A 10,714-nucleotide genomic window follows, 5' to 3' on the forward strand; every position below is an offset into this window, starting at 1 on the left:
CGGCGGGGCTCTGGTGCCGAGGCCCGAACTGGTGCTGGTACTGAGCCGCCCGCGCAGCCGTGCTGCACCAACAACCCGGTCGCCGCAGGGGGCGACCGGGTTGCCCTCGTGCACGTCGGCACACCGATCAGAGTGCGGTCTTCCCGGCCGCCTCGAGGATGAGGTCGGCGACGACACCGGGCTGCGAGACCGTGACGGCGTGCGACGCGTCGACCTCGACGAGGTGGGCGTCCGCCCGGTCCGACATGAACCGCACCAGCTCGGCGGGCACCGCGAGGTCCTGCGCCGCGAGCAGCACCCACGACTCGATCGTCTTCCACGCCGCGCGCGTGGCCGGCGCCTCGAAGGCCGCGAGAGCGAGCGGCCGCTGGGTGACCGCCATCAGCTGCGCCACCGGCAGGTCCACGTCGCCGGCGAACAGGGCCGGGAACTGCTCCTGGTCGATGTAGAGCTCGGGAGCGGTCCCGCCGTCGGGGGTGGAGTACGGCACCGGCCGCGCGGCGCCGCCCAGCTGGGCGCCCGGGAACTTCTCGACGAGGTCGACCAGGCTCTCGCCCGGCTCGGGGAGGAAGCTCGCGACGTACACCAGCGCGGTGACGTTCGGGTTGCCGTCGGCCGCGTGGCTCATGACCACACCGCCGTACGAGTGCCCGGCGATGACGATCGGGCCGTCGATGCTCTCGAGGACGCTCCTGAGGTACTCCGCGTCGCTCTCGATCCCGCGGAGCGGGTTCGCGGCCGCGATGACGCGGTGGCCGGCCTCTCGGAGTGCGGGGATCGAGCCGTTCCAGCTCGAGGAGTCCGCGTACGCGCCGTGGACCAGGACGATGGTCTGCTTCACGGGGAGGGTGGTCATGGGTGTGGTCCCTTTCGTGTCGGCTTGTGGTGCTGTGGTCGCTTCCTGCAACAATGGTGGTATGCAATATATTGCGCGCGATCGAACAGTCAAGCCCTCGTGGACACTGTCGCTCACCGCAGCCGGCGACCGCGTCGGTGCCGGGGCGTACGGGCTCAGGCTGGTCGCGGTCGCGGAGTGGGAGAGGACTACCGACCGGGTCGACGCCACCGGAAGCGTCGCGCCGGCGTCGCGACCGGCTGCGGGATGGCTTCGGGATCCCGGGGCGGCAGCTGGATCGTGAGGTTCACAGGCACGCGCGGTCGCCGTTGCCGTGCCACGACCGGGCAGGCGCGTTGACGCGGTGTGTCCCGTTTCACGCGCACGAACCCGAAGATCGGTGCCGATCGCGACGATGAGGTGGTTCGTGGCGTTGCCGAGCGAGCCGAACGAGACGCGCTGCCCGTGCGGCGCGATGCAGAGCTTGCCGGACGGTGCCTTCCGCAGCCGCACGAGACCCGTGCCTCCGGCTGCGAGCCCGCTCCGGTCACCTGCGGTCGGGCACTGACGACAACCCCTGGGCACACCCACGCCCGGGACCTGCTTGGAGCTGACCATGTACACCGCGACAGAGGCCGTCGGACTGCTGGCCTCGTTGACATCCTTCGTCGTGTGGTTGCCGCAGGGCGTCCGCGTCTGGAAGGGCCGCCACCACCCCGCCGCCCTTCAGGGAGTGGTCCTGGGCACCCAGGTGGTCGCGCTGCTCGGCGCGCTGCTGTGGGCCGCCTACGCCGTTCTCATCGACTCGTTCTGGGTCGGTGCCCCGTCTGCGGTCAACGTCCCGGTCATCGTGCTCACGATCGCGGTGGTCACCCGAGCGCGACGTTCCGAGRGCCCCGAGACCTGCCCGACGACGCAGACCCGTGTGAGCGTCGGCGCTGCGTGAGCGGGCAGGACCACCGCGTCACTGGGGTGGCTTTGCGGGGGCGTCGCACGTCGGCATGCGGTCCGTCACGTGCCGCGGCGCCGCGTCGGCCCGCTCCAGGTCGGCGCGTCGGGGGTGCCGGCGAAGGTCGACCCGACGGTCAGGACCCGAGCCTCCGGAGCCCTATCCTGACGTCGCGGCGGGCCCAAACGGGCATGAACGGACACAAGCAGATTCATCCGAACGTCCGATCATGTCCGCTCGTGCGGGTGCCGATGACCCGACCATCGGCACCGCCGACGATGACGTGGAGGACCACATGGCCCGACTTCCGGGCGCACGACAGATCGCCCGCATGACGCCGCAGGAGATCGACGAGACCGCGACCCGCCTCGAGGCCGAGGCCGCCGAGCTCAGCTCGGAGCACGGCCGCACCGAGCAGCTGTTCGGGCAGACCACCGGCGTCGCCGCGGCCTGGGCCGCCTCCGACTTCCAGATGCAGCTGCTGCAGGGCAGCCCGCGCGACCAGGGGCGCAAGATCGAGGAGCTGCGCGGGTGCGTCGCCCTGCTCGACGCCGAGCACGACCGCCGCGGCGGGTGGACCCGCGTCTTCCTCACGATCGCCGACGATCCTCCGCTCGCGCACGCGGCCCTCGCCTGCCCGGCCGCCGCCGGCCGTGAGCACGTCCGCGTCCCGGACTGGTCGGGGCACGCCGTCGCCGAGATCGTCGAGGCCGCGGGCGCCCGCGCCTGCCCGACGTGCTACCCCGACGTCCCGTACCACCTGCGCGCCCGCCAGACCCGGATCCTCTCGCACGCCGAGCGGGTGCAGCGGCAGGCCACCGGCGTCGCGCCTGTGGCCACCGCGGCGGGCCCGGCGATGGGCTTCACGAACGTCCAGGGCCAGCCGGTCGTCACCCCGGACGGACAGGTGCTGCGCACGGTGGGCGCCGCGGTCGACGAGTACGCCCGCCACGCCGCCCAGATCCGCTGGCACGGGGCGAACGGGCGCCGTTCGGGCTCCACGATCGAGCTGCCGCAGGCGATGTGCATCTACCTGCTCGAGGCGATCGCCGCCCACCGCGGCACGAGCGTCGAGGCGCAGGAGCTCGAGCTCGAGCGGCACGTCGAGGCCCGCTTCCGGCGCGACTGGGGCTGACCCGCGGTCGCTCGCGCGGTCGCTCCGGCGGAGACAGTCCGGGGACCCGGGCGTGGCACCGCCGCACGCGGTTGTGGCACACGTGCGGCACCCCCGCCGCCACGAGGGCGACGGGGGTGCCGTCACTGCAGGTCACCGCCTCACGGGAGCAGCCGCGAGGCGGGACGATCACACGTCGTAGTAGAGCTCGAACTCGTGCGGGTGCGGCCGCAGACGGATCGGGTCCACCTCGGCGTTGCGCTTGTAGTCGATCCACGTCGAGATCAGGTCGGGCGTGAAGACGTTGCCCGCCGTGAGGAAGTCGTGGTCGGCCTCGAGGCGGTCGAGGACCTCGCCGAGCGAGCCCGGGACCTGCTGGATCTGCGCGTGCTCCTCGGGCGGCAGCTCGTACAGGTCCTTGTCGATCGGGTCCGGCGGCTCGATCCGGTTCTGGATGCCGTCGATGCCGGCCATGAGCATGGCCGCGAACGCCAGGTACGGGTTCGACGACGGGTCCGGCACGCGGAACTCGATGCGCTTGGCCTTCGGGTTCGAACCGGTGACCGGGATGCGGATGCACGCGGAGCGGTTGCGGGCCGAGTAGACCAGGTTGACCGGGGCCTCGAAGCCGGGGACCAGGCGGTGGTAGGAGTTCACCGTCGGGTTGGTGAAGGCCAACAGCGAGGGCGCGTGCTTGAGCAGGCCACCGATGTACCAGCGCGCCAGGTCGGACAGGCCGCCGTAGCCCTTCTCGTCGAAGAACAGCGGCTCGCCGTCCTTCCAGAGGGACTGGTGGACGTGCATGCCCGAGCCGTTGTCGCCGAAGAGCGGCTTCGGCATGAAGGTCGCCGTCTTGCCGTTCTCGTGCGCCACGTTCTTCACGACGTACTTGAAGAGCATGACCTTGTCGCCGGAGATGGCGAGCTTGTCGAAGCGGTAGTTGATCTCCTGCTGGCCGGCGGTGCCGACCTCGTGGTGGGCGCGCTCGACACCGAGGCCGAGGGCGTCCAGCTGCAGGCTGATCTGGTCGCGGATGTCCGAGAAGCCGTCGACCGGCGGGACGGGGAAGTAGCCGCCCTTGTAGGGGATCTTGTGGCCGAGGTTGCCACCGGCCTCCTCGCGGCCGGTGTTCCACGCGGCCTCGAAGGAGTCGATCGAGTAGAAGGACTCGTTCTGCTTCGTGTGGAAGCGGACGTCGTCGAAGATGTAGAACTCGGCCTCGGGGGCGAAGAACGCCGTGTCCGCGATGCCGGTCGACTTCAGGTACGCCTCGGCCTTCGCGGCGACCTGACGCGGGTCGCGGCTGTACGGCTCGTCGGTGTACGGGTCCACGATGTGGAAGTTGATGTTGAGCGTCTTCTCGACCCGGAAGGGGTCGATGTACGCGGTGCTGATGTCCGGGATCAGCTTCATGTCCGACTCGTGGATGGCCTGGAAACCACGGATCGAGGACCCGTCGAACATCTGGCCGTCCGTGAAGAAGTCCAGCTCCAGGGAGTAGGCGGGGACGTTGAAGTGCTGCATCGTGCCGGGCAGGTCACAGAACCGGACGTCGACGAACTTCACGTCCTCGCTCTTGATGAACGCCAGGACTTCCTCTGGCTTGCTGAACATCCGCTGCTCCTCGGTCGGTGGTACCCGTGGGGTCGGGCAAGGCGAGGCTACGAGCGCGTGATTTCTCCGTCGTGTACCAAGTGTTTCGACGGCGTTACGGGCCCGCCCCTCGTGTAACGAATGTTGACCATAGTCCCCTGGGGGAGGGGGCGGGTCACGGTTCTCACCACATCTGCCGTCACGCTACGAGAGCGTCGTGCCGGGGGTGTTTCCGCCTCGTTGCCGTCTCGCTCCGTCCGGTCGCCTAACCTGCTCGGGTGGCGAATCGTCGGGACATCAGCTCGTGGCTCGGTGGCGGGTTCGACGAGTCCGACCCGGCCGGCGCCGGCGCGACGACCGACCGGGGTCGGCGGCTCGGCCTGCCGGCATCGGGCTCCGGCTCGCTCGCACCGCTCGGGCGACGGGTCGGTGCGCTGGTCATCGACTGGACGGCCTGCCTGCTGATCTCCGGCGCGTTCTTCGCCGGCGACCCCGACGCGTTCCTGCTGAGCCGGGGAAGCCCTATGGCGACCCTGGGCATCTTCGCCCTGGAGAACGTGCTGCTGGTCGGCTCGATCGGGCACACCCTCGGCCACCGGCTGCTCGGGCTGCGGGTCCGCCGGGTGTTCCCCGGGCAGACGCGGGACGAAGCGGCGTGGGCGACGATGGCGCCGGGCTTCCTCAGCGCCCTCGTGCGCACCGCGCTCCTGTGCCTGGTGGTCCCGGCCGTGGTGTGGGACTCCGACGGGCGTGGCCTGCACGACCGCGTGGCCGGCACCGCCATCGTCCGCCGCTGACGGACGAGACGGTCAGCGGCCGCGCATGCCCTTGCGGTCGGGGCGCGCACGCATCGGGTCGACGCCCTTGGGCACCGGGAGCCGGACGCCGCCGAGGGCGGTGAGGCGCTTGGTCACCTCGGCCACCTCCTGCTTGCTCAGCTTCGGGCGGAGCTTCTGGACCGCGCGAGGCAGCTTGCGCAGCGTCACCTGGCCCTCGCCGTCGCCCACCTGGATGAGCGTGATCGGCGCACCGGAGATGACGCGGGCGGTGCGCTTGCGCTCCGACTCCAGCAGCTTGGCGATCCGCGGCGCAGGACCCTCGCCGACGAGCACGACGCCCGGCCGGCCGACACCGCGGAACACCAGGTCCTGCGTGCGGGGGTCGACCGCGACGGGCTCCTGCGTGAAGGTCCAGCCGCGGCGGATGGTCCCCAGGGCGGCGTAGGCCGCGCCCGGCTGGCCCTCGATCTGCGTGTACGCGGCCGTCTCTGCGCGGCGGGCGAGGATGAACATCGCACCGAGCAGGGCGAACGGGATGCTCAGCAGGAGCACGTAGAGCCATGCGTTGACCAGCAGGCCGATCACGAGCCCGAGCGCGATGATCCCGACGAAGACCGCCAGGATGATCCAGGTGATCGCGGGGTCGTTCTTCCGCGTCATCTGGTACGCCTGCCACACCTGGTGGTACCAGCGGGTCTTCTTCACCTTGGGCGTCGGTGCGGCGTCGGATGCGTTGTTGCGGGCCATGAACCCGGAGTCTACCGACGGATCGGCACCGTCCTGACGGGTCTCAGCGGGCCAGCAGGCTGGCCGCCTCCTGGCGGGACGTCGTCGGCTCCGACAGGTGCGCGAGAGCCTCCGGGATCGGCCGGCCGTAGCGGCGCATCGCCTGACCCCAGAGGCGGCCGGCGCGGTACGACGAGCGCACCAGCGGGCCGGACATCACGCCGAGGAACCCGAGGCGCTCGGCCTCGGCCGACAGCTCGACGAACTCCTCCGGGCGCACCCAGCGGGACACGGGGTGGTGGCGTACCGACGGGCGCAGGTACTGCGTGATCGTGATGAGGTCGCAGCCGGCCTCGTGCAGCTCGGCGAGGGCCTCGACGACCTCCTCGATGGTCTCGCCCATGCCGAGGATGAGGTTCGACTTGGTGACGAGCCCCTGCTCGTGCGCGCGGGTGATCACCGAGAGCGACCGGTCGTACCGGAAGCCGGGGCGGATCGTCTTGAAGATGCGGGGGACCGTCTCCAGGTTGTGCGCGAGCACCTCGGGCTGCGACGAGAACACCTCGTCGAGCAGCTCCGGGGTCGCGTTGAAGTCGGGGATCAGCAGCTCGACGCCGGTGCCGGGGTTGACCGCGTGGATCTGGCGGACGGTCTCCGCGTAGAGCCAGGCGCCGCCRTCCGGCAGGTCGTCGCGGGCCACGCCGGTCACGGTCGAGTACTTCAGGCCCATGGCCTGCACGGACGCAGCCACACGGCGGGGCTCGTCGGCGTCGAACGCGGCGGGCTTGCCGGTGTCGATCTGGCAGAAGTCGCAGCGCCGGGTGCACTGGTCGCCCCCGATGAGGAACGTGGCCTCGCGGTCTTCCCAGCACTCGAAGATGTTGGGGCAGCCGGCCTCYTCGCASACGGTGTKSAGGCCCTCGCKCTTSACCAGSSMCTTGAGCTCGGTGTACTCGGGGCCCATCGTCGCGCGCGTGCGGATCCACTCCGGCTTGCGCTCGATGGGGGTCTCGGCGTTGCGCGCCTCGATACGGAGCATGCGTCGGCCATCGGCTGCGATCGTCACGCCGGTCAGACTAACCCGCGGTGCGGACGACGGCTGCGGGGGAGTCGCGCGTCACACCGCGGCGGTGGCCGGGCTCGCCTCGAGGATCGGCGTCAGCACGTCGACCAGGTGGCCGCGGACCCGGGGGAGGACCTCGGCGATGGTCACCTGCCGACCGGTCTCGAGGGACAGCGAGGTGACGTCCGCGTCGTCGATCCCGCACGGCACGATGCGGTCGAACGCCGCCAGGTCCGGCTCGCAGTTGAGGGCGAAGCCGTGCATCGTCACGCCGCGGGACACCCGGACGCCGATCGCCGCGACCTTGCGCTCCCGGCGGGTCTCGTCGGCGGCGAACCAGACGCCGCTGCGTCCGTCGACCCGGATCGCCTCGAGGCCCAGGTCCGCGCACGTGCGGATCAGCGCCTCCTCGAGCGCACGGACGTAGCGGACCACGTCGATGGGCGTCGCGAGCTTCACGATGGGATAGCCGACCAGCTGCCCGGGACCGTGCCAGGTGATCCGTCCGCCACGGTCGACATCGACCACCGGGGTGCCGTCGACGGGGCGGTCCCAGGAGGCGGTGCGCTTTCCTGCCGTGTAGACGTCCTCGTGCTCGCACAGGAGCACGGTGTCCTCCCGCGTGCCGTCGGCGACGCCGGCGAGCACCTCCCGCTGGAGCTGCCATGTCGGCTCGTAGGGGAGCAGGCGTGTGCCGAGGTCGAGCTCGTCGAACCGCATCCCGACAGGCTAACCCGACGGCTCGCCCGGCCCGGGGCTCGCGACGACGACGAGCAGGCGGCGCAGCTGCTCGGCCTGCTCCGCCGTGAGCCCGCGGGTGACGAGCGCCTCGGCGAGCTCCCGGTCCGACGCGACCCCGAACGCGGACCTGCCGGCGTCCGTGATGGTGATGACGTGCCGGCGCTTGTCGTCGTCGTGCGGGCTGCGCGTGACGTAGCCGGTGCGTTCCATGCGGGCCAGGACGCGGCTCATCGTCTGCTCGGTGACCCCGCTGGCGGTGGCCAGCTCGCGCTGCGACATCGGCGAGCGCAGGAGGTGGGCCAGGACCGCGAGGCTCGCGTGGTTGAGGTCCCACGTGGACAGGTGAGCGTTCCAGTCGCGCTCGACGCGCCGGGCGGCCGACGACAGGAGGCGGCCGACGGGCCAGTGCGCGGGGTCGGGCGAGGCCGGGTCGATGATGTGCGCCGACCTGCTCTCCTGGTCCACCGTGCGGCCTCCGTTTGCTCATCCGGACAACACCACCGATGATACTCAGCATGCTGAGTAATCGCCGGTCCACCCTCGTCCGCGCTGTGCTCGTCGGCGTCGCCCTCGTGGTCTGGCTCGGTATCGGGTCGGTCGGCGGGATGGCGCAGGGCAAGCTGTCGCAGGTCCAGACGAACGACGCCTCCGCGTTCCTGCCGTCGTCGGCCGAGTCGACCAGGGCCGCCGAGGAGAGCAAGGGCTTCGTCGACACGGAGACACTACCTGCGCTGGTGGTGCTCCGACCTGAGGACGGGAGCGAGGTCACCCCCGACCAGCTCGCCGCCGTGCAGGAGTGGGCCGAGGGGATCCCCGACCTGCCGCTGCCCGAGGGGAACGACGGCACCTGGTCGGAGTACCTGGTGGGCGAGCCGGTCGTCGTCCCGGCCGAGGACGGCGAGGCGCTGCTGGTCGCGATCTCGCTGGACGGCGCGAAGGCGGAGCAGCTGCTCGCCGACGAGGAGAGGGTTGCCGGCTCGTTCGTCGTGGCGCTGCGCGAGTCCCTCGACGAGGAGCTCGAGGCGACCGCCACCACGGCGGGCGAACCTGGCCTCCAGGCCTGGGTCACGGGTCCGGCCGGTTTCGTCGCCGACCTCGTCACCGCGTTCGGAGGCATCGACGGCGTCCTGCTGCTCGTCGCCCTGGGTGCCGTGCTCCTCATCCTCGCCGTCGTCTACCGCTCGCCGTTCCTCCCGTTCGTCGTGATCTTCACCGCCGTGTTCGCACTCTGCCTCGCCGGGCTGGTGGTCTACACCCTGGCCAAGAACGGCACGCTGGTCCTCAACGGCCAGTCCCAGGGCATCCTGTCGATCCTCGTGGTCGGCGCCTCCGTGGACTACGCGTTGCTGCTGGTCGCGCGCTACCGGGAGGAGCTCCACCACGTCGAGCACCCGGCCGCGGCCATGCGCCGTGCCCTGCGCGCGTGCGTCGAGCCCATCGCGGCGAGCGCCGGCACGGTCATCGCCGGTGTGCTCTGCCTCCTGCTGTCGGACCTGGGCTCCAACCGGAGCCTGGGGCCGGTCGCGGCGATCGGCATCGCGTCCGCCCTGCTCGGCGCGCTGACGCTGCTGCCCGCGCTGCTGCTCGTGTTCGGCAAGCGCTCGCGCATCCTGTTCTGGCCGCGCGCGCCCCGCGCCGACGCGCTCGTCGCCGACGGGGACGTCGGCAGTGCTGTGGCCACCGTCGACCCGTCCGCCGGCCCCGGCCTCTGGGCCCGCCTCGCACGCTTCGTCGGACGGCACGCGCGTCCGGTGTGGGTCCTCACGGCTCTCGCCCTGTGCGTCGGTGCGGCGTTCCTGCCCACCCTCAAGGCGTCCGGGACCAGCCAGGTCGACATCTTCCTCACCGACGTCGACGCGGTCTCCGGCGAGGCCGTGCTGGGGGAGCACTTCCCGGCCGGCGCGGTCCAGCCCGCGATCGTCCTCGTCGACGAGGGCGACGTCGAGGCGGTCACGACCGCGGCGGAGGGCGTCGACGGCGTCGAGTCCGTGGTGCCGTACACGGGAGCCCCGGCCGGAGCGGGTGCCCCGACCACGGGTGCGCCGCCGATCGTCGTCGACGGGCGCGTCCGCCTGGACGTCACTACGACGGCGTCCGCCGACACGCAAGCGGCGGTGGCGACGGTCGAGGAGCTGCGGACCGCCGTGCACGAGGCCAGCCCCGACGTCCTGGTCGGTGGCGCCGCCGCCGAGGCGCTCGACACCCAGCTGGCCAGCGAGCGCGACCTGCGGGTGATCGTCCCGGTCGTCCTGCTCGTGATCGGGCTGATCCTCATGTTCCTGCTGCGGTCGGTGGTCGCGGCCGCTCTGCTCCTGGTGGCCAACGTGCTCTCGTTCGCCGCGGCGCTCGGGGTGTCGGCGATCGTCTTCAACCACGTGTTCGGCTTCGCCGGCGCCGACCCGGTGGTCCCGCTGTTCGCGTTCGTGTTCCTGGTGGCGCTGGGGGTCGACTACTCGATCTTCCTCATGACCCGGGTGCGCGAGGAGTCCGTGAAGGTGGGAACGCGGGCGGGCGTGGTCCGCGGCCTGGCCGTGACCGGTGGCGTGATCACGTCGGCCGGTGTGGTGCTGGCCACCACGTTCGCCGCGCTCGGCGTCATCCCGCTGCTGTTCCTGGCGCAGATCGCGTTCATCGTCGCGTTCGGCGTCCTGCTGGACACGCTCGTCGTGCGCAGCCTGCTGGTGCCCGCGCTCGTGCACGACCTCGACCGCCGGACGTGGTGGCCCAGTGCGCTGTCGCGGCGCCCGGCGCAGGGCGGCACCGACCTAGAGTGAGTCGCATGCGGGCGCTGCGGGTCGGGCTGGTCGGGTACGGGGGAGCGGGCCGGGGGATCCACGCCCGGCTGCTGCGGGAGGCGGGCCAGCGCGTGACGGTCGTCGTCACGCGCAGCCGAGCGGAGCAGGTGGCGCAGGAC

General features: G+C 71.6%; 10 protein-coding genes. 4 read left to right on the forward strand and 6 right to left on the reverse strand.

Going from position 1 to position 10,714, the window contains the following annotated elements:
* Positions 1-127: 127 nt before the first annotated feature.
* Positions 128-856 carry an alpha/beta fold hydrolase gene (locus AC1DUQ_RS09310; protein ID WP_477061713.1) on the reverse strand — a complete coding sequence of 243 codons (729 nt, stop codon included), beginning with the start codon at positions 854-856 and terminating at the stop codon, positions 128-130.
* A 595-nt stretch (positions 857-1,451) separates the two neighbouring features.
* On the opposite strand from AC1DUQ_RS09310, the gene AC1DUQ_RS09315 reads away from it, so the two are divergent.
* Positions 1,452-1,781, forward strand: a complete 330-nt coding sequence (locus AC1DUQ_RS09315) for a hypothetical protein (RefSeq protein ID WP_477073694.1) — start codon at positions 1,452-1,454, stop codon at positions 1,779-1,781.
* Positions 1,782-2,013: 232 nt separating this feature from the next.
* Positions 2,014-2,919 carry a hypothetical protein gene (locus tag AC1DUQ_RS09320; RefSeq protein ID WP_477061715.1) on the forward strand — a complete coding sequence of 302 codons (906 nt, stop codon included), beginning with the start codon at positions 2,014-2,016 and terminating at the stop codon, positions 2,917-2,919.
* A gap of 168 nt (positions 2,920-3,087) precedes the next feature.
* On the opposite strand, the gene glnA is transcribed toward AC1DUQ_RS09320, so the two are convergent.
* Positions 3,088-4,512: a type I glutamate--ammonia ligase gene (gene glnA / locus AC1DUQ_RS09325; RefSeq protein WP_477073695.1), complete on the reverse strand. Its 1,425-nt coding sequence runs from the start codon at positions 4,510-4,512 to the stop codon at positions 3,088-3,090.
* 257 nt (positions 4,513-4,769) lie between these two features.
* Between glnA and AC1DUQ_RS09330 the strand changes: the two genes are divergently transcribed.
* A complete protein-coding gene (locus AC1DUQ_RS09330) occupies positions 4,770-5,288 on the forward strand; it encodes an RDD family protein (RefSeq protein WP_477061717.1) in 519 nt (172 codons plus the stop codon).
* 12 nt (positions 5,289-5,300) lie between these two features.
* Here the strand turns inward: AC1DUQ_RS09330 and AC1DUQ_RS09335 are convergent, their stop codons facing one another.
* Genes AC1DUQ_RS09335 through AC1DUQ_RS09350 form a run of 4 tightly spaced genes read right to left on the reverse strand, consistent with a single transcriptional unit; the run spans position 5,301 to position 8,265 of the window.
* Positions 5,301-6,017, reverse strand: coding sequence for a DUF4191 domain-containing protein (locus tag AC1DUQ_RS09335; RefSeq protein WP_477061718.1), 717 nt, complete (start codon positions 6,015-6,017; stop codon positions 5,301-5,303).
* Between the two features lie 43 nt (positions 6,018-6,060).
* Positions 6,061-7,062 (reverse strand): lipoyl synthase, encoded by a 1,002-nt coding sequence (gene lipA / locus AC1DUQ_RS09340; protein ID WP_477073696.1) that lies wholly within the window; start codon positions 7,060-7,062, stop codon positions 6,061-6,063.
* A gap of 51 nt (positions 7,063-7,113) precedes the next feature.
* Complete coding sequence (lipB, locus tag AC1DUQ_RS09345; protein WP_477061719.1) at positions 7,114-7,779, reverse strand: lipoyl(octanoyl) transferase LipB; 666 nt, start codon at positions 7,777-7,779, stop codon at positions 7,114-7,116.
* A 9-nt stretch (positions 7,780-7,788) separates the two neighbouring features.
* On the reverse strand, positions 7,789-8,265 hold the full coding sequence (locus AC1DUQ_RS09350) for a MarR family winged helix-turn-helix transcriptional regulator (RefSeq protein WP_477073697.1): 477 nt from the start codon (positions 8,263-8,265) through the stop codon (positions 7,789-7,791).
* Positions 8,266-8,315: 50 nt separating this feature from the next.
* Between AC1DUQ_RS09350 and AC1DUQ_RS09355 the strand changes: the two genes are divergently transcribed.
* A complete protein-coding gene (locus tag AC1DUQ_RS09355; protein ID WP_477061721.1) occupies positions 8,316-10,574 on the forward strand; it encodes an MMPL family transporter in 2,259 nt (752 codons plus the stop codon).
* The last annotated feature ends 140 nt before the right edge of the window (positions 10,575-10,714 follow it).

This window comes from Cellulomonas sp. P4_B5_2 (assembly GCF_056402235.1).